This window comes from Nocardiopsis sp. FIRDI 009, from assembly GCF_003386285.1.
Lineage (GTDB): Bacteria > Actinomycetota > Actinomycetes > Streptosporangiales > Streptosporangiaceae > Nocardiopsis.
The window spans coordinates 195,790-215,081 of the sequence record NZ_QPNC01000019.1 but is presented as its reverse complement, the minus strand read 5'-3'; the positions used below and the strand labels follow the sequence as shown (position 1 = coordinate 215,081).

Genomic DNA, 19,292 nt, shown 5'->3' with positions numbered 1-19,292 from the left:
ACTATCGTGCCCCTGACCGTCAACACGGGGCCACGGACACCGGCAACGGCGCCGAGGGTTCCGGCCTCACCACGGACAGGGAACCCAGGAGGCGGCCAGTCATGTTCCAGAAGATCCTCGTGGCCAACCGAGGAGAGATCGCGATCCGCGCGCTGCGCGCGGGCAACGAGCTGCGTGCGAGGACCGTCGCGGTCTTCCCGCACGAGGACCGCAACTCACTGCACCGGCTCAAGGCCGACGAGGCCTACCAGATCGGGGAGCCGGGCCACCCCGTGCGGGCGTACCTGTCCGTCGAGGAGATCGTGCGGACCGCCCTGGAGTCGGGCGCGGACGCCGTCTACCCCGGGTACGGTTTCCTGTCCGAGAACCCCGAACTGGCCAGGGCGTGCGCCGAGGCGGGCATCACGTTCGTCGGGCCTCCCACCGACGTGCTGGAGCTGACCGGCAACAAGGCCTCCGCGGTGGCGGCGGCCAGGGCCGCGGGCGTGCCGGTGCTGGGCTCCTCCGAACCCTCCACCGACGTGGACGCCCTGGTGGCCGCCTCGGAGGAGATCGGCTTTCCGCTGTTCGTCAAGGCCGTCGCCGGAGGCGGCGGCCGGGGGATGCGCCGGGTCGACGACCCGGGGGCGCTGCGCGAGGCCGTGGAGGCCGCCATGCGCGAGGCGGGCGCGGCCTTCGACGACCCCACGGTGTTCCTGGAGCGGGCCGTGGTGGAGCCCCGCCACATCGAGGTGCAGATCCTGGCCGACGGCCAGGGGAACGTCATCCACCTCTTCGAGCGCGACTGCTCGGTCCAGCGGCGCCACCAGAAGGTCGTGGAACTGGCCCCCGCCCCCAACCTCGACCCGGAGCTGCGCGAGCGGATGTGCCAGGACGCGGTGCGCTTCGCCCGCACCATCGGCTACCGCAACGCGGGCACCGTCGAGTTCCTGGTGGACCGGGACGGACGCCACGTCTTCATCGAGATGAACCCGCGCATCCAGGTCGAACACACCGTGACCGAGGAGGTCACCGACGTCGACCTGGTCCAGGCGCAGCTGCGCATCGCGTCCGGGGAGACCCTGGACGACCTGGGGTTGAGCCAGGACTCGATCACCGTGCGCGGGGCCGCGCTCCAGTGCCGGATCACCACCGAGGACCCCGCCAACGGCTTCCGTCCGGACACCGGGACCATCAGCGCCTACCGCTCCCCCGGCGGCTCCGGCATCCGGCTGGACGGCGGCACCGCCGCGGCGGGCACCGAGGTCAGCGCCTACTTCGACTCCCTGCTGGTGAAGCTGAGCTGCCGGGGGCGGGACCTGGCCACGGCGATCAGCCGGGCCCGCCGCGCGGTGGCCGAGTTCCGCATCCGCGGCATCGCCACCAACATCCCCTTCCTCCAGGCGGTCCTGGACGACCCGGACTTCCAGCAGGGCCGGGTCACCACCTCGTTCATCGAGGAGCGGCCCCACCTGCTCACCGCCCGCCCCTCCGCCGACCGCGGCACGCGCCTGTTGACCTACCTGGCCGACGTGACGGTGAACAAGCCGCACGGGGAGCGTCCGCACCTGGTCGACCCCGTCACCAAGCTGCCCGCGATCGGTGAGGACGGGCCGCGTCCCGGCTCCAGGCAGCGGTTGGCGGAACTGGGCCCGGAGGGGTTCGCGCGCTGGCTGCGCGAGTCCGACACCCTGGCGGTCACCGACACCACCTTCCGTGACGCGCACCAGTCGCTGCTGGCCACGCGGGTGCGGACGAAGGACCTGCTCGCCGTGGCGCCCACGGTGGCCGACACCCTGCCCGGGTTGCTGTCCCTGGAGTGCTGGGGCGGCGCCACCTACGACGTGGCCCTGCGGTTCCTGGCCGAGGACCCGTGGGAGCGGTTGGCGGCGCTGCGCGAGGCGGTGCCCAACATCTGCCTCCAGATGCTCCTGCGCGGTCGCAACACCGTGGGGTACACCCCCTACCCCACCGAGGTGACCTCGGCGTTCGTCCAGGAGGCCGCGGCGACGGGCGTGGACGTGTTCCGCGTGTTCGACGCGCTCAACGACGTGGAGCAGATGCGTCCGGCGATCGACGCGGTCCGCGAGACCGGGACCGGGGTGGCGGAGGTCGCGCTGTGCTACACCTCGGACCTGTCCGACCCGAACGAGCGGCTGTACACGCTGGACTACTACCTGTCCCTGGCCGAGCGCATCGTGGCCGCGGGCGCCCATGTGCTGGCGATCAAGGACATGGCGGGCCTGCTGCGCGCGCCCGCGGCCGCGAAGCTGGTGGCGGCGCTGCGCCGGGAGTTCGACCTGCCCGTGCACGTCCACACGCACGACACCGCCGGCGGGCAGCTGGCGACCTACCTCGCGGCGGTGAACGCGGGCGCGGACGCGGTGGACGGCGCGGTGGCCTCCATGTCGGGGACGACGTCGCAGCCGTCGCTGTCGGCGATCGTGGCCGCCTTCGACCACTCCGAGCGTCCGACCGGGCTGAGCCTGGAGGCGGTGAACGCCCTGGAACCGTACTGGGAGGCCGTGCGCCGGGTGTACGCGCCCTTCGAGGCGGGTCTGGCCTCGCCCACGGGCCGTGTCTACCACCACGAGATCCCGGGCGGGCAGCTGTCCAACCTGCGCACGCAGGCCGTCGCCCTGGGGCTGGGCGACCGGTTCGAGGACATCGAGGCGATGTACGCCGCCGCCGACCGGATGCTGGGCCGGTTGGTCAAGGTGACGCCGTCGTCGAAGGTGGTGGGCGACCTCGCCCTGCACCTGGTCGGCGCGGGGGTCGCGCCCGAGGACTTCGAGAAGGACCCGGGCCGGTTCGACGTGCCCGACTCGGTGGTCGGTTTCCTGCGGGGCGAGCTGGGGGTGCCGCCCGGCGAGTGGCCCGAGCCGTTCCGCACCAAGGCCCTGGCGGGGCGGGGCGGGGCCCGGCGGACCGAGGAGCTGACGGCGCAGGACCGCGCCGGGCTGGCCGAGGACCGCCGCGCCACCCTGAACCGCCTGCTCTTCCCCGGTCCCACCCGGGAGTTCCAGGCGCACCGCTCCGCCTACGGCGACACGAGCGTGCTCTCCAGTCCGGACTTCTTCTACGGGCTGCGCGAGGGCGAGGAGCACGTGGTGGACCTGGAGCCGGGTGTGCGGCTGCTCATCGGCCTGGAGGCGGTCAGCGAGGCCGACGAGCGCGGGGTGCGCACGGTGATGACCACCCTCAACGACCAGCTCCGCCCTCTCCAGGTCCGCGACCGTTCGCAGGCGTCCGTCCTGCGCGAGGCGGAGAAGGCGGACCGGAGCGACCCCGGGCACGTGGCCGCGCCCTTCGCCGGTGTGGTCACGCTGACCGTGGCGCGAGGGGAGCGGGTGGCGGCCGGTGACACGGTCGCCACCATCGAGGCGATGAAGATGGAGGCGTCCATCACCGCTCCGAGGGCGGGGACCGTGTCCCGGATCGCGATCGACGACGTCCAGCGGGTGGAGGGCGGCGACCTGATCCTGAGCGTGGACTGATCCGCCGACGCCGCCGACGGAGCCGGGCGCCCCGCGCGGGGCGCCCGGCTCCGTCGTCACTCCTCGTCCTCCCCCTCGGGTCTGGCTCTGCGGGGTCGGCCGCGCCGGGGGATGTCGCGTGCCTCCTTGGGCATGCGCCCGGCGTCGTCGAGCGCGCGACGCAGTAGGAACTCGATCTGGGCGTTGGTGCTGCGCAGCTCCTGCCCGGCCCAGCGCGCGAGTGCGTCGTGGACCGCCGGGTCGAGCCGCAGCAGCACCTTCTTTCGCTCGGGCACGGCCACCTCGCCGGGTTACTGGTACAGGGTCCCGGTGTTGACGACGGGGTTGGTGGGACGGTCGGAGCACAGCACCACGAGCAGGTTGCTGACCATGGCCGCCTTGCGCTCCTCGTCCAGTTCCACGACCCGCTGTTCGGACAGGCGTTCCAGCGCGCGGTCGACCATGCCGACGGCGCCCTCGACGATCTCCCGGCGGGCGGCGATCATCGCCCCGGCCTGTTGGCGCTGGAGCATGGCCTGGGCGATCTCCGGAGCGTAGGCCAGGTGGGTGAACCGGGACTCCACGATGGTCACCCCGGCGGCCTCGACCCGTTCGGACACCTCCTTGGACAGCTGTTCGGTGATGAGGTCGGCGTTGTCGCGCAGGGAGGGAACCCCGTCGGCGTCGTAGGAGTCGTAGGGGTGGCGGCCCGCGATGTGGCGGACCGCGGCCTCGGTCTGGGTGGAGACGAACTGGACGAAGTCGTCCACCTCGAAGGTCGCCCGTGCGGTGTCCTCGACCTGCCAGACCACGACGGCGGCGATCTCGATGGGGCTGCCGGAGGCGTCGTTGACCTTGATGACGGAGGTCTCGTGGTTGCGGATGCGTGTGGAGATGGTGCCGCGCAGCGTGAAGGGGTTGACCCAGCGCAGCCCGTCGGTGCGGACGGTGCCCACGTAGCGGCCGAACAGCTGCACCACGCGCGCCTCGTTGGGCGAGACCATGGTCAGCCCCAGGGACAGCCCCGCCCCCGCCAGGGCGAGGGCCGCGCCGACGGCCACCAGGGCCGGGGGCAGGCCGAACAGGGTCAGGGCCGCGACCACGGCCCCCGCCAGGACGAGGAGGCCGCTGACGGCCGCCATCGGCAGGCCGTTCCCGCTGCGGGCCTCGTACTCGCGGTACTGGGGTGTGGGGCGCGGGGCTCCGGTGGGTTGGTTCATGTCGTCGTCTCTCCTCCAGGCGATGACTCCAGCATAGCATTGTGATATCACTTTTTATGGACAGGGCCGTTCGGCCCCCGACTGAGAGGAGATGCGGACGCGATGAGCAGCGACGCTCCGCGGTTGCGCCCACCCCACCACCGTGTCGACCGCCGCGCCGTCTGGTGGTGGACCACCCGGTCGCTGGCGACCACCGTGGTCCTCACGGTCGTGCCCGTGGTCCCGGCCCTGATCTGGGCGCCGCCGCGCCCGTGGTTCCTGCTCGCGGCCGCGGTCATCGGCGGTCTCGGGCTGCTGATCACGGTGGTCATGCCGCAGTGGCGGTACCGCGTCCACCGATGGGAGGTCACCGACACCGCCGTCTACACCTCCAGCGGGTGGATCTGGCAGGAGTGGCGGGTGGCGCCGATGTCGCGGATCCAGACCGTGGACACCGCCCGCGGCCCCCTCCAGCGCGCGTTCGGCCTGTCCAGCGTGACCGTGACGACCGCGTCGGCCGCCGGACCCATCGAGATCGCCGGGCTGGACCACACCGTGGCCACCGAGGTGGCCGAGCGGCTGACCGAGACCACCCAGGCGACCCCGGGAGACGCGACATGACCTCCCCCGACGACCTTCCCCCGCGGGCCCCGGACGGCCCCGCCGACACCCGCGCCCCCGCCGACGCCGAGGTCCCCTGGCAGCGGCTCCACCCGCTGTCGGTGTGGGCCGGCGCCGCGGCGACCGGAGCCGCCCTCGTCCCCGCCGCGATCGTGGGCACGATCGTGCTCGTCGTGATGGGCCAGTACCCGTGGGCGTTCCTCCCCCTGCCCGGGGCGATCGCCTTCCTGACCCTGGTGACCTACCTCGACCTGATGCGGCTGCGCGCCACCCGGTACCGGGTCACCGACGAGCGCATGGAGGTGCGGTCGGGGATCGTCGCCAAGTCCTACCGGTCCATCCCCCGCGAACGGGTGCGCAGCGTGGACGTGGCCGCCCCGCTGTTCGTGCGGCTGTTCGGGCTGTGCTCGGTGACGGTCGGCACCGGGGAGAAGGTCGGCGCCGGCGGTTCCGACCAGCTCCAGCTCGTCTACGTCACCGCCGCCCAGGGCGAGGACCTGCGACGGGACCTGTTGAACCGGCGGGGCGCGCGGCGGACCGGCCCCGAGGCGGCCACCGACGCCGCCGGGCCGACCGGGGACGCTCGGACGGAGGAGGCCGCCGGGGAGGTCGAGCTCGCCCGACTCGTGCCCGCGTGGCTGGCCTACGCCCCGGCGACCGCCGCCACCCTGGGCGTCGGCCTCGGTGCGATCGCCGCCCTGCTGGGGCTCAACTCCCAGACCGGCGGCGTGGGCTGGGACTGGGTCTCCGGTCGGCTGGGGCTGCCGACGCCCGAGGAGATGTCCTCGTTCGTGATGGCGCGGCTGCTGGCGGTGGTCCCCCTCTCGCTCCTGGCCCTGCTGGTGTCGGGGGTGGTGGTCCTGACCCTGGCCGCGGTGGAGACCTGGTGGAACTACCGGCTCACCCGCGAACCCGACGGCACCGTGCGGCTGCGCCGGGGGCTGTTGACGAGTGTGTCGCTGTCGGTGGAGGAGCGGCGCCTCAACGGCGTCACCCTGCACGAGCCGTTCGTGCTGCGCTCGGTGGGCGGCGCGGACGTACGGGCCGTGGCGACCGGCCTGTCCGCCGCCGACGAGAAGAAGACCAGCGCGAAGAGCCGCCTGTCCCCCGGCATGCCCGTGGCCCGGGCGCGGGCGCTGGCCGCCGCGCTCATGCGCGAGGAGGACTCGCCGCTGGACGTGCCGCTGACCGCCCACCCCCGGTCGGCGCTGCGCCGCCGGTTCACCCGGGCCGGGGTCGCCACGGTGCTCGGTGCGTCGGCCGCGGCGGCGCTGGCCTGGGCGCACGGTCTGGCCAACGAGACGTGGTGGGAGCACGCGATCCGCGCCGAACAGGAGTTCGCTCCGATCCCCCTGGCCACCCCGGTGCTGCGGACCACGCCGGCCTGGGGTTGGGCCGTGCTGGCGGTGGCGTTCGGGGTGGCGGCGTTCTGGTACGCGCTGGGCTCCTACCGGGGGCTGGGCCACGGCCTGCACCCGCGCTACCTGGTGGTGCGTCAGGGCATGGCGGCCCGCGACACCGTGACCCTGGAGCGGTCGGCGGTGATCGGATGGCGGATCACGCGGTCGCCGTTCCAGCGGTGGGCGGGTCTGGCCGACGTGGCGGCGACCACGGCCGCGGGTTCGGGGATGTACGCGGCCACGGACGTCGGTCTGGGCCAGGGACTGGCGTGGGCCGACGCGGCGGTCCCGGGGCTGCTGGAGCCCTTCCTCGTGCGGGAGGGCGAGGAGGCGGACGGCCGTGCTCCGGAGAGCCGGGAGCCGGAGGGGGGCGGGTCGAGGGATCGGTGAGCGAGGGGGCTCCGGCCCCGGTCAGGGGGTCCCGGTGACCGGCCCTCCCGGGACCGGGGCGCCGTCCACCCGCAACCCGCTGGTGTGGGTCAGGGCCATCTCCACCAGCGGGTAGATCTCCAGCACCCGGTCCATGCCGAGCGCGTCGAGCACACGCGCGGCGATCGGGGAGGGTTCGGCCAGGACCATGTGGCGGCCCTCGCGGGTGAGGACCCGGTAGACCGACAGCAGGGCGCGCAGCCCGCTGGCGTCGAAGAAGTCCAGGCCGGACATGTCCACGACGAGGCAGTCGCACCGTGAGTCGTGGACGGCCCGCAGCAGTCGGTCGCGCATGCGGCCGGCGGTGGCGAGGTCGATTTCACCGTGGACGGGGACCACCGTCACTCCCGTGCAGGGAAAACGTTCCTGGGCAGAGAACCGGGCATCACTCGCCACTCGGGCCACCTCTCACCGGGCGTAACCTATCCACTACGCGACCGCGTACGAGATCGTAACCTCTCCAGGGAGGCCGTGGGAGGCTTTTCGCGAGAAAAACCCGGGAAATCTCGTCAACGGCGGTTCAGGACCCCGTACACACCTCTCTCGGACACTCCCGGACCCCCACCCGCACCGTGCTTTCCGTCCGCCGGTGCGGTAGAAGCGGTACTGCACACGTGCGCCCCGCCCGGCGGGTCCGGGCGCGGGTCCGTCACGACGAGAGCGAAGGGAGGGAGCGGCGTCCGCGTCCCCGACCGTGCCCGGGGAGCTCCGCCGCGCACCCCATGACCGAGACCGCAGACACCCAGCCCGGCTGGTTCTCCTCCGAGGAGCTGGAGAGCATCCGCGGCCGTATGCCCGTGCTCTACGTCCAGGCCGTCCCCGTGCGCGTGGACGAGGCCGGGGCGGTGACCCATCTCGGCCTGCTCATGCGGGCGGCCCCGGACGGCACCTTCAGCCGGTCGGTCGTCTCGGGCCGCGTGCTCTACCACGAACGCGTGCGCGACGCGCTGCTGCGCCACCTGGAGAAGGACCTGGGCCCGGTCGCGCTCCCGCGCATCCCCACCTCGCCCCAGCCCTTCACGGTCGCCGAGTACTTCCCCACCCCGGGAATCACGCCGTTCCACGACCCCCGCCAGCACGCCGTCGCGATGGCCTACATCGTCCCGGTGTCCGGCGACTGCCAGCCGCGTCAGGACGCCCTGGACCTGGTGTGGCTGACGCCCGAGGAGGCGACCAGCCCGCTGGTGCACGAGGAGATGGCGGGCGGCGAGGGGGTGCTGGTACGCCAGGCCCTGGCACACGTGGGCCACGCGCCCTGACCGTCCGCCGGTCCCGCGGGGCGCGCCCCGCGGGACCGGCATAGGCTCGGGCCATGTCCGACACCGTGGTCACCGACGCCCTCGCCCTCATCCCCGCCTCCCGGGACGGCCGCGGGGGCCGCGCCGTGCTGGGGCTGGCGGGCGCCCCCGCCGCCGGGAAGTCGACGCTCGCCCGCCACCTGGTGGCCGAGATCAACGACCGCACGGCGCCCGGGACGGCCGGATACCTGCCCCTGGACGGCTTCCACCTGTCCAACGCCCAGCTCGACCGCCTCGGTCGCCGCCACCGCAAGGGCGCGCCGGACACCTTCGACGCCCACGGATACGTGGCGCTGGTGCGCCGCCTGCTGGAGGAGACCGACCACCCCGTCTACGTGCCCGACTACGACCGCGACCTGCACGAGCCGGTCGCGGCCCGGCACGTGATCGAACCGCACACCCGCCTGGTCGTCACCGAGGGCAACTACCTCGCCAACGACGAGGTCCCCTGGTCCGGTGCGCGCGCCCTGTTCGCCGAGCTGTGGTACGTGGAGGCGCCCGACGAGGTGCGGGAGCTGCGGCTGCACCGCCGCCAACGCGCGGGCGGCCTGACCGACGAGGCCGCCCGCGACTGGGTCGAGCGCAGCGACCGCCCCAACGGTGAGCTGGTCAAACGCTTCCAGCGGAACTGCACCCGCGTGGTGCGCGGGGACGCCCTCCGGAGCCGCTGAGCTCCAAGACCCCCGGGTGCGCCCTTGACCCGGGGGCCCGCGCGCCCTAGTTTGGTCATATGACCAAGGCGAACGACCAACCAGCAGAACCACCGTCCGTCACCTCCGCGGAACGGGGCCGCAGCAGCCGTGCCAAGCTGCTCGCCGCCGCCGTGGAGCTCATCCCCGAGGTGGGCTGGAACGCGGTCACCACCCGGCTCGTGGCCGCCCGGGCCCAGGTCCGGCCGGGGCTGGTGCACTACCACTTCGACTCCTTGGAGGCCCTGCTGCGCGCCGCCGTCGAATCGACGCTGACCGAGGTGCTCGACGGCCCCCTGGACGCGATGAAGGCCGCCGAGGACCCCGTGGAGGGGGTGATGGCCACGCTGCGGTCCGTGAACGCCTACTCCGGCGACGACCCCGCCTCCATCCTGTTCGCGGAGGCATACCTGGCCGCCACCCGCGACCCCGAGCTGCACGCGACCATGTCACGCGTCCTGCTGGACGTGCGGTCGGCGATCACCGCGTGGCTGACCGGGCACGGAACCCCCCACGCCGAGGCGGTCGCGGAACTGCTGTGCGCCTTCTTCGACGGCGTCGTGCTGCACCGGGCGCTGATCCCCGTCCCCGATCCGGAGTCCTACACCGAACCCCTGCGCCGCCTGCTCACGGCGCCCGACGCCCGGGAGGACACCCGATGAGGGCCATCATCGTCGGCGGAGGCATCGCCGGTCTGGCCACGGCGTGGTGGCTGCGGCGCGCGGGCTGGGAGACCACGGTGGTCGAACACCGGGCCGAGCGCCACGGGGGCCTCGACCCCGACGCGACCGCGACGGGGACGATCCCGGGCGGCTACGTCATCGACTTCTTCGGCCCCGGCTACGACTCGATCGAGGCCATGGGGCTGCGCGACCGGGTGCACGACCACGACCTGCGCCTGGAGGGGATCCAGTACCGGGCGACCAACGGCCGGCGCACCGTGCGCATGGGCACCGACGCCACCCGGCGGCTGGGCGGCGGGCGACTGGTCTCCCTGCTGCGCGGCGACCTGGAACTGACCCTGCGCGAGGCGCTGGGGTCCGACGCCGACGTGCGCCACGGGCTCAGCCTCACCCGCGTCGAGCAGGACCCCGACGGGGTGACGGTGGAACTGACCGACGGCACCGTGGAGCGGGCGGACCTGCTCGTGGGGGCCGACGGCACGCACTCGCGGGTGCGCGAGCTGGTGTTCGGGCCCAAGGAGCGGTTCCGCCGCTATCTGGGGGCGCACACCGCGGCGTTCCTGTTCGAGGATCCCGAGGTGGCCGACGCCCTGGGCCGCGAGCTGCACATGCTGGAGGCGCCCCGGGTCCAGGCGGGCGTGTACCGCCTGACCGAGACCACGGGGGCGACCTTCCTGTGCCACCTGGCGCCCGACGGTTCGCTTCCCGCGGACCCGCGCGCCCGGCTGCGCGAGGTCTACGCGGGCATGGGCTGGTACCTGCCGCGCCTGCTGGCGGCGTGTCCCCCGCGGCCGTTCTACGACGAGGTCGAGCAGATCGTCGTGCCCGCGTGGTCGCGTTCCCGGGTGGTGCTGGTCGGCGACGCCTGCCAGGCGGTGTCGCTGATGGCGGGCCAGGGCGCGAGCATGGCGGTGGCCGCCGCCGAGGTGCTGGGGCGGGAACTGGGCGCGGCGGGAACCTCCGGCGCCCGGATCGGGTCCGCCCTGTCCCGGTACGAGGAGCGGGTCAAACCCGTGATCGAGACCAAGCAGGCGGCCGGACGGCGGATGGCCCGGTGGTTCGTGCCCGCCTCCACGACCCGGATGCTGGTGCGCCGCCAACTGCTGCGCCTGGCGGCCACGCCCCTGGCCGACCGGGTGGCACGACCCTTCCTGGCCAGCCCGAAGCTGGCCCCGGACCGGCAGCGCGCCTGAACCGACCCGGCGCGGGGAGCGTCCACGAGGGTGGGGAGGACCGGTGCTCCGGGCGACGGACACCGGCCCCCGCCGTCAACGCCCGTGCCCCCAGTTGAGGAGAAACATGACGTCGCGCCCCCTGACCGCCCCCGCCGCGCGTTCCACCGCACGACGCCCGGCCGTCGCCGCAGCCGCGGCCGTGGCCGGTGCGCTGGTCCTCGTGACCGGCGGCTGCCAGTTCCTCCCGGGCAGCGGTCCGGGCACGGGACCGGATCCCGGCGCCGCGTCCGAGAGCCCCGTCCCGGGCGGAACCGCGGAGGAGCCCGACCCCGCGGACGCGACGGGCAGTGTGGCCGCCGCGGCGGAGAGGGTCGAGGCGGCCGACAGCTACGACATCCGCGTCGTGCTCACCCACGAGAGCGGTGACCCCTTCCGATCCCTGGGCGGCGGCTACGCGTACACGAGCACCCCGGAGGAGACCGTGCGCACCAACCTCGGCGGTGACGGCGCCGTGTCCGCCGTCTACCACGCCAACGCGCGGCGGACGCTCCTCGCCTACGGTGACGACCTCCACGCGGTGGTCGACCAGCCCACCCCGGCGGACCGGTACAACACCGACTTCGCCGTGGGTTCAGCCCTGCTCCGGCAGATCCTCGACAGCTCCGCCGACCTGACCCACGACGGGGAGGAGGCGGTCGAGGTCCAGTACACCGACCGCTCCGCCGAGGGGTCCTACGAGACGGTGCAGGAGACCGTCCCCGCCCAGCGCTACAGCGGAACCTTCACCGCCTCGGTCACGGACTTCACCGACCGGGGCGCCGGGCTGGCGCTGGAGCTGTCCGAGTACCCGGACTCGCCGTTCACCCTGTGGATCGGCGAGGACGGATACCCGGTCAAGCTGGAGCACACCAGCGGCGAGTACGCCCGTACGCACACCTTCGCGGAGTTCGACGGCCCCGTCGAGGTGGACTTCCCCGCGCCCGGCGACCCCGTCACGGGCTGACGGGTTCCCCGACGGTCCCGGCGCCGCGCTTCGCGGTGCGCCGGGCCATCCGGCGCAGCAGGGCGAGGTTGATGTCGGCCGTGCGCGTGCTCCCGCACAGCCCCCCGTAGGCGCCCGCGACGATGAACTCCTTGTAGCGCGCGGCGACGCGCCCCCGGAGCACGAGCGGGCGGGGGCGGTCGTCGGCGGTGACGAACTGGATGACCCCGTCCCGGCGTCCCAGGCTCACGCACAGGTTGACGTAGCCGAAGGCGGCCCGTGCCGGTTCGCGTCCGCTGAGGCGGTCGAGGACGGCCTCCGCGGCCGTCCAGCCCATGGGCAGACCCGTGGCGCAGGACATCCGCATGACCCCGCCGCCCGGGTCCGATCCGTGCGCGGCGTCCCCCACCACGTACACGTCCGGGTGGGAGACCGAGCGCTGGGTGATGTCCACCAGGGCGCGGCCGTCCTCGTCGACGGTCAGTCCGGCCGCCCGCGCCAGGGGGGAGACGGAGAAGCCGACGGTCCAGGCCACGAGGTCGGCGGGGACGCGGGAACCGTCGGTCAGGCGGACACCGGTGGCCTCCACCTCGGCGACGCCGGTGTCCTCGCGGGCCGTCACGCCCAGGCGGTCGAACACGCGCAGCACGTGGGCGCGCGCCCTGTCGTTGGTGCCGGGGGCGACCCGTCCCCGGGTGAGCAGGTCGACGCGGACGCCGGGGTGGCTCTCGGCGATCTCGGTGGCCAGTTCGACCCCGGTGGCCCCGCCTCCGATCACGGCCAGGCGTGTGGGCCGGTCGGCGGCGAGACGGGCGGCGATGGCGCGGGCGCCGTCGAGCGTGGCGCAGGTGAGTGCGTGTTCGGTCGCGCCGGGGACGGGGAGGCGGCCCTCCGTGCTGCCCAGGGCGTACACGAGGGTGTCGTAGGTGAGGGTGCGGACCCGACCCTCCACGCGCACCGAGACCCGGCGGGCCTCCGGGTCGACGGCCTCGACCCACCCGACGACCAGGTCGATGCCCGTGCCCTCCAGCGGCTCCGACAGTGGATGCGTGCCCACGTCCCGCCCGGCGGCCACCTCGTGCAGGCGGACCCGCTCGACGAAGTCGGCGCTGGCGTTGACCAGGGTGACGTGGACCTCCGGTGCGCGCCTCCGCGCGTCGTGGGCGAGCTTGCGTGCCGCCGCGAGCCCGGCGTATCCGGCGCCGAGCACCAGGATGTCGTGTGCCATGGGGTCTCTCCCATCGGTTCGGTGGACCTTCACCCCTTCGGACGGGGCGTCGCGCCCGAACGTGACACGGCCGGGGCGCGACGCCGATCACCCCCGCCGCAGAGCCCGCCGCCCCCGGTCCCGCACAGTGCCCGGAACCACACCTTCCGCACCGTTTGGTTCGTGTGTGCGACGGGGTACGCGGTCAGTGGGACCTGCGCCGTCGCAGTCGTGGAGCCGCGCCTTCCGGCTCCGTCCGTCGAGGACGGCGTGGGAAGAGACGAAGGCACATCTCAGGGGGCTCGTGATGGATGGAACAAGCCGGAGCGGCGCGGGGTCCGGGGCACGGGAGACGGGGACCGCGTCGACCGCCCCACCCGAGCAGCGCCAGGGCGGCGGCGTCATGGAGGGCAGCGCCCGGTTGGACGAGGAGTCCGAACTCCTCGCCGGAGCCGACCTGGCCGAGGGTGACTCCAGGGCCAGCTTCACCGTCCTGGAGCGGGAGACCTGCCTCAACCTGCTGGCCTCACGCGGCATCGGGCGGGTGGCCTTCATGATCGAGGGGGACGCCGCGCCGACGGTCCTGCCGGTGAACTACCTGATGACGGGCGACACGATCGTGTTCCGCTCCACCCTGGCCGGAACGATCATGCGGCACGGGCGGGGCTATGCCTCGTTCCAGGTCGACCAGTTCGACGAGGACCGGCGCGAGGGGTGGAGCGTCCTGGCCTCGGGCCGCTGCCGCTGGGTCCGCGACCCCGGGGAGCTCTCCCGGCTCCCCCAGGGACGCATGCCCCAACCGTGGGCGGCCGGGCCGCGCGACGAGGTCCTCAAGATCATCCCGGCCAGGGTGACGGGTCGGCGGATCAGCAGGTCGTGAGGGCTGACGCCGCCCGGTCGACGGTGACCGGGCCGTGCGCCCGCCGCGCGGTGGGACCGGGTGGGCGCGTTCCGGCGCGTCCACCCCGCGCCGTCTTCGACGGGAGTTCGGTTCGTCCCGGTTCGGGGTATCCGAGGTGTCATGGGAGTGCAAAGCCCGTCTCATCCCCGGTGTGTTCCCACGGCCCCGGGTGACCCCCCGGACACGATCGGGGCGTGCGCGAGCGATCCCGAGCGGCCCTCGGCCGCAGTCCCCGCAACCGATCCGTCCCGCGGCCGCCCGCCCTGAGCACGCGCGGCCGACGCGTCCTGTTCGGCGCCGGAGCCGCCCTCTGCGCCGTCCTGTTCACCGTCTCCGGGACACCGACCACCCCGCGGGACGCCTTCGGGGCCCTGGCGGCCGTCCTCCCCCCGTCCGCGGCGCCCGCCGTCCCCGTGCCGGAGGGCGCGGACCGGCCCACACTCCAGGTGCTCTCCTCCCGGCCCGACACCGTCATGGGCGGCACGGCCCTGGTCCGGCTGGGCCTGCCGACCGGGACCGACCCGGACCGGGCCCGGCTGACGGTCGACGGCCGGGACGTCACCGACGCGCTCCGGGCGGTGTACGTGGACGGTGTCGGACCGGCGTTGGAGGGGGTGCTCACCGGTCTGCCCGAGGGCGGGAGCACGCTGGTGGCGTCGCTGTCCGGGCGCCGGGCGCGGACGCGGCTCGCGGTCACCAACCACCCGGCGCAGGGCCCGGTGTTCTCCGGTCCGCAGGAGAGGCCGTTCGTGTGCGACACCGACTCCTTCACGCTGCACGGCGGCGGTACCCTCGGCCCCGCCCTGGACGAGGACTGCTCCGCGCCGACCGTGGTCCGCCACATGTACCGCACCACCGGCGGCGCGTGGGCGGCGATGCCCGACCCCGGCCGCGTGCCCGACGACGCAGCCCGCACCACCACCTCCACCGGCGCGGAGGTCCCCTACACCGTGCGGGTGGAGACCGGGACCGCCAACCGCGCGATCTACGAGACGGCCGTGCTGTTCACCCCGGGGGCCGACGGTCCCGACCCCTGGCACGCGCCCGAGGGCTGGAACCGGCGCCTGGTCTACAAGTTCGGCGGCGGGTGCAAGGGCGGGTGGTACGTGCAGGGGTCGAGGACCGCCGGGGTCCTGGACCACGGCATGCTCTCCCGCGGGTACGCGGTGGCCTCGGCCACGCTCAACGTGTTCGGGTTCAACTGCAACGACCTGCTGGCCGCCGAGACGACGGCGGCGGTGCGGGAGCGGTTCGTCCTGGCCCACGGAGCCCCCGACCTGACCCTGGGGTGGGGGTCCTCCGGCGGCGCCTACCAGGCCCATCAGATCGCCGACAACTATCCGGGCCTGCTGGACGGCGTGGTGGTGTCGCAGAGTTTCCCCGACGTGCTCACCTCACTGGTCCCGGCGGCCGTGGACGCGCTCCTGCTCGACGCCTACGCCCGGAAGCACCCCCAGGCCCTGTCCCGCGACCAGCAGCTCGCGGTGTCGGGGTTCCCCTCCTGGCGGAGCATCGAACGGATGGCCCGGGAGGCGGTGCGGATCGACCCTGAGGGGACCTGCCGGGACCGGGTGCCCGACGACCTGCTCTACCATCCCGAGGACAACCCCCGGGGCGCCCGCTGCGAACTGTTCGCGCACACGGTCAACGTCTACGGTGCCGACCCGGACACCGGTCTGCCCCGGCGTCCGCTGGACAACGTCGGTGTGCAGTACGGGCTCGGGGCGCTGCTGGAGGGGGACATCGACGTCGACGAGTTCCTGCACCTGAACGAGCACATCGGCGGGGTCGACGCCGACGGGCGGGTGACGGCCGCGCGGACCGTGGCCGACCCCGCGGCGACCGCCGCCGCCTACCGGACCGGCCGCCTGCTCAACGGCGGCGGGGGGCTGGCGCGGATCCCGGTCGTGGACCACCGCACCTACCTCGACGACTCGCCCAAGGGGGACGTGCACATGCGCTACCACTCGTTCGCCACCCGTGAGCGGCTGCGCGCGGCCAACGGCACGGCCGACAACCACGTGATGCTGGTGGAGGCGCGCGGTTCGGGCGGGTTGTCGGCGTCGGCGCCGGTGGCCGGTCGGGCGCTGGTCGAGCTGGACGCGTGGGCGACGGGGATCCTGGAGCTGGGCCGCGAGCACCCGTGGGTCCCGGTGGCGGACCGTGTCCGCGCCGCGCGGCCGGAGTGGCTCACCGACTCGTGCTGGGTGGGGGAGGCGCCGCGGCGGCGGGTGGTCGGCGAGCAGCTCCCGCTGGGGGCCGGGAGCGGGGACACGTGCGCGCAGGTCTACCCGGTGCACTCCTCGCCGCGCATGGTGGCGGGCGCTCCGCTGGCCTCGGACGTGATCCGGTGCCGTCTGGTGCCCTTCGACGCCAAGGCGCACCCGGCGGAGTTCACCGGGGAGCAGGCGCGGCGGGCGGCGCGGGTGTTCGCGGAGGGGGTGTGCGACTGGTCGGCGCCCGGTGAGGGGCAGCAGGATCTGGCGGGCACCTGGTTGCGGTTTTGACCCGATCCCGGGGTGCGGCAGGGCCGAAACCGGGGGCGTGGGGCCGGGACGAACCGCGCACACGCCCCGTCGCAGGTGTTTTCCGGCGGCGTTTCCGGCCGGAGCTTCGCGGAGTTCCCCCGAAACGACACGAACCCGTGTTCGCCCCACTACGTTGGGTCCCGAAAAGATTCGAGCCCGGTCGGTGCTACCAACACCGATCCCGGGCTCTGACCATCCCTCCTGGACCAATCAGGAAGGCGGCTGCCGTGCAGTCTACTCTCTCCTGCCCGATTCCCGGGGCCGAAACCGCCGATCCGACCGAGTCTTTCGCGCGCGGCCCGCGCAAGCGCGACCGGGGCGTCATGACAGGGGTCGGGTTCGTCCCGGTCCTGTGGGTCGCCCGGGCCCTGCGTGAGGGGTTGCTGCCCTGCTGCCGAACGGTCCCGGTCGCCCTGGCCATCGCCGACGCCGTGGACGCCGACGGGCGGTGGTGCTTCCTGAGCCGTGAGAGCATCGTGCGGCGGTGCGGCGGGACCGTGAGCCGGTCCACGGTCGAGCGCGCCCTGGACGACCTCGCCGCGGCCGGGCTCATCCGGTGCCTGACCCGTTCCCAGGTGCGCGACTTCTTCGCCGAGGACATCGAGGCCGGTCGCCTGTCACAGGACCGGCTCCCCGTCGTCCTGGAGCTGTTGATCCCCGCCAGCGCCTTCGCCGAACCGACGCTGTCGGAGATCAACGAGGTGCGCACGCGCCTGGGCGAGGAGCCCCTCGACGCGACCACCCGCCCCTACCCACCGGTAGGAACGGCACGTCATCCTGAACCCACGACACGTCACGATGACGTCGGCGGCACGTCAGATCGGGGTACAGACCCTTGCCCCACACACCCTTGCCCCAGCGACCCCTCTCCGTCCGTCCGCAGGCGCGGGCCCGAGGAAGCCGCCGCCCCGCCACCGGAGCCGGTGTCCGGCGCCCCGGCGGGTCCGCTGATCGCGCGTATCCCCGACGGGGCCCTGGAGAACCCGGCCGCTGACCGGGCCGCCCTGGAGCGGGCCGCCCGCAGGGTCCTGGCCCAGGGGTTGGAGCCCCGCGAGCTCACCGCCGTGCTGCGTGCGGCGACCGCCGCGCGCCGCCCCTTCCCCGCGCTCATGCGCCGCCTGCGCAGTGCCGAGGACGCACGGGCCTTCCTGGACGGACGCCTGGGCAGGGGGGTGCTCGGGGCGGCGGCGCCCCCGCTGGTGCCCCGTCCGCGTTCCGGCCACGACGCACCCGTGGACCCCTTCGCCCGGCCGCCGGAGTTCCGGTTGGACGCGGCCGGAACGGCGCCGCGCACCTGCCCCGACCACCCGGGGATCCGCAACGTCCCGGGCGGCGCCTGCCGGGTGTGCGACCGCCCCTGCCGGACGGTCCCCGGCGAGCTGGTGCACCCGCCCGCCGCGGACGAGGCCCCGCCGCGCCGCCGACCGGAGCCGGAGCCGCCGGAGGAGGACGTGGCCCTGGACCCCGTGCTGCTGGAACGGATGCGCGCCTCACTCGACGAGGCCGGGTGTCGGGCGCGCCCGGCCCCGCCGCCCCCGCCGACGCCCTCACCGAACCGGCGGAAGGTCGTGGCCGAGCTGCGCCGACGCCTCGCCGAACAGCGCCCCGGCACATGAGCGGCCCGGCCGGTGGACGTGGGCGGCGCCGGGACCCGGGTACCGCGTGGCCGTCGGGGGCGGGCGCCGATCCGCTCACGCCCCCGCCCGCAGGGGCGGTGTCAACGGACAGTACTCTCCGGCCAGGCGGCAGAGACCGGCCAGCCCCGCGATGAGGCCCGCGACGATCACGGTGACAAGGCCGAACGGAGAGGGAAGCTCCTGGGTGAGCACGAAGACGCCCATGACCAGCACGAAGACACCGAATCCCTGCCGCAACGCGGTTTCGGGCACCCGGGAGGTCAGGAGCGCGCCGACGAACGATCCCGCGACGGCGGCGACGGTGACGGTGGCGACCAGCGTCCAGTCCAGGCTCACCGCCGTCAGGTATCCGGCGAGTCCGGCGAAGGACTTCATGGCGATCACCAGCAGCGAGGTCCCCACCGCGACCGGCATGGCGAGGCCGCCCAGCAGCGCCAGGGCGGGCACGACCAGGAAGCCGCCCCCGGCGCCGACGAGGCCGGTGACCGCCCCGACGGCCAGACCGTCCAGGACGATCCGTCTCAGGGGGAGGTCTCCGCTGTGCGGCTCCCCACCCCCGGCGGGGGATCTCTTCCTTCCGCGGATCATGGCCGCGGCGGTGGCGACCATCATGAGCGCGAAGGCGATCATCAGAAGGGTGCCGGGGACGTGCCCGCCCGCCAGACCGCCCAGGAAGGCGCCCGCCATGCCCGCCGCCCCGAAGACCAGACCGGTGCGCCACCGGACGTTCCCCCTGCGTGCGTGGGTGAACACGCTGATCAGCGACGTGGTGCCGACGACGAACAGGGACGCCGCGATGGCCTCCTTGGGGGCCATGCCCGCGACGTAGGTCAGCAGCGGGACCATCAGGATGGAGCCACCGCCTCCGAGCAGCCCGAGCGTGACCCCCACCGCCACGGCGAGGGCCGCGACGAGGATCATCTGGAACTCCATGCCTCACTTCTTTCGTGTGCTGGGAACTGTGGGCTCGACCGGGCGGCGGTCGGCCCTGGGTTCGGACAGGACCACCCACCCGGAGGGGCGCTGGGCTCCGGATACGGCCGGAGCGGTCGTGGCGGCTTCCCGGGTGTGGGGCGGCGCCCGTCGCG

At 74.1% G+C, this 19,292-nt stretch carries 16 protein-coding genes; 11 read left to right on the top strand and 5 right to left on the bottom strand.

Going from position 1 to position 19,292, the window contains the following annotated elements:
• Positions 1-101 precede the first annotated feature (101 nt).
• Positions 102-3,476, top strand: a complete 3,375-nt coding sequence (locus tag DVR05_RS17175; protein ID WP_116246896.1) for a pyruvate carboxylase — start codon at positions 102-104, stop codon at positions 3,474-3,476.
• A gap of 56 nt (positions 3,477-3,532) precedes the next feature.
• Here the strand turns inward: DVR05_RS17175 and DVR05_RS17170 are convergent, their stop codons facing one another.
• Together DVR05_RS17170 and DVR05_RS17165 are read right to left on the bottom strand one after the other, a co-directional pair.
• A complete protein-coding gene (locus DVR05_RS17170) occupies positions 3,533-3,751 on the bottom strand; it encodes a hypothetical protein (RefSeq protein WP_116247067.1) in 219 nt (72 codons plus the stop codon).
• A 15-nt stretch (positions 3,752-3,766) separates the two neighbouring features.
• Entirely contained in the window at positions 3,767-4,675 is a 909-nt protein-coding gene (locus DVR05_RS17165; RefSeq protein WP_116246895.1) for an SPFH domain-containing protein, read from the bottom strand.
• Between the two features lie 102 nt (positions 4,676-4,777).
• On the opposite strand from DVR05_RS17165, the gene DVR05_RS17160 reads away from it, so the two are divergent.
• Together DVR05_RS17160 and DVR05_RS17155 are read left to right on the top strand one after the other, a co-directional pair.
• Positions 4,778-5,275, top strand: a complete 498-nt coding sequence (locus DVR05_RS17160; protein WP_116246894.1) for a PH domain-containing protein — start codon at positions 4,778-4,780, stop codon at positions 5,273-5,275.
• Positions 5,272-7,065, top strand: a complete 1,794-nt coding sequence (locus DVR05_RS17155) for a PH domain-containing protein (RefSeq protein WP_116246893.1) — start codon at positions 5,272-5,274, stop codon at positions 7,063-7,065. Before DVR05_RS17160 ends, DVR05_RS17155 begins: the two co-directional genes overlap by 4 nt.
• A 21-nt stretch (positions 7,066-7,086) precedes the next feature.
• Here DVR05_RS17155 and DVR05_RS17150 read toward each other — a convergent pair whose 3' ends face one another.
• Positions 7,087-7,449, bottom strand: a complete 363-nt coding sequence (locus DVR05_RS17150; RefSeq protein ID WP_116246892.1) for an STAS domain-containing protein — start codon at positions 7,447-7,449, stop codon at positions 7,087-7,089.
• Between the two features lie 377 nt (positions 7,450-7,826).
• Between DVR05_RS17150 and DVR05_RS17145 the strand changes: the two genes are divergently transcribed.
• The 5 genes from DVR05_RS17145 (at position 7,827) to DVR05_RS17125 (ending at position 11,952) form a co-directional block, all read left to right on the top strand.
• Positions 7,827-8,363, top strand: a complete 537-nt coding sequence (locus tag DVR05_RS17145; protein WP_116246891.1) for an NUDIX hydrolase family protein — start codon at positions 7,827-7,829, stop codon at positions 8,361-8,363.
• A gap of 53 nt (positions 8,364-8,416) precedes the next feature.
• Complete coding sequence (locus tag DVR05_RS17140) at positions 8,417-9,073, top strand: nucleoside/nucleotide kinase family protein (protein WP_116246890.1); 657 nt, start codon at positions 8,417-8,419, stop codon at positions 9,071-9,073.
• Between the two features lie 59 nt (positions 9,074-9,132).
• A complete protein-coding gene (locus DVR05_RS17135; RefSeq protein WP_116246889.1) occupies positions 9,133-9,753 on the top strand; it encodes a TetR/AcrR family transcriptional regulator in 621 nt (206 codons plus the stop codon).
• Entirely contained in the window at positions 9,750-10,967 is a 1,218-nt protein-coding gene (locus DVR05_RS17130) for an FAD-dependent oxidoreductase (RefSeq protein WP_116246888.1), read from the top strand. Before DVR05_RS17135 ends, DVR05_RS17130 begins: the two co-directional genes overlap by 4 nt.
• Positions 10,968-11,073: 106 nt before the next feature.
• A complete protein-coding gene (locus DVR05_RS17125; protein ID WP_116246887.1) occupies positions 11,074-11,952 on the top strand; it encodes a hypothetical protein in 879 nt (292 codons plus the stop codon).
• On the opposite strand, the gene DVR05_RS17120 is transcribed toward DVR05_RS17125, so the two are convergent.
• Positions 11,942-13,159: an NAD(P)/FAD-dependent oxidoreductase gene (locus tag DVR05_RS17120; protein WP_116246886.1), complete on the bottom strand. Its 1,218-nt coding sequence runs from the start codon at positions 13,157-13,159 to the stop codon at positions 11,942-11,944. The genes DVR05_RS17125 and DVR05_RS17120 overlap by 11 nt on opposite strands.
• 286 nt (positions 13,160-13,445) lie before the next feature.
• Between DVR05_RS17120 and DVR05_RS17115 the strand changes: the two genes are divergently transcribed.
• The 3 genes from DVR05_RS17115 (at position 13,446) to DVR05_RS17105 (ending at position 18,183) form a co-directional block, all read left to right on the top strand.
• Positions 13,446-14,018, top strand: a complete 573-nt coding sequence (locus DVR05_RS17115; protein WP_116246885.1) for a pyridoxamine 5'-phosphate oxidase family protein — start codon at positions 13,446-13,448, stop codon at positions 14,016-14,018.
• Positions 14,019-14,233: 215 nt separating this feature from the next.
• Entirely contained in the window at positions 14,234-16,546 is a 2,313-nt protein-coding gene (locus DVR05_RS17110; RefSeq protein ID WP_232832191.1) for a DUF6351 family protein, read from the top strand.
• Positions 16,547-16,794: 248 nt separating this feature from the next.
• Positions 16,795-18,183, top strand: a complete 1,389-nt coding sequence (locus tag DVR05_RS17105) for a hypothetical protein (RefSeq protein WP_157982466.1) — start codon at positions 16,795-16,797, stop codon at positions 18,181-18,183.
• A gap of 75 nt (positions 18,184-18,258) precedes the next feature.
• Here DVR05_RS17105 and DVR05_RS17095 read toward each other — a convergent pair whose 3' ends face one another.
• Positions 18,259-19,137: a sulfite exporter TauE/SafE family protein gene (locus DVR05_RS17095; RefSeq protein ID WP_116246882.1), complete on the bottom strand. Its 879-nt coding sequence runs from the start codon at positions 19,135-19,137 to the stop codon at positions 18,259-18,261.
• Positions 19,138-19,292: the final 155 nt, after the last annotated feature.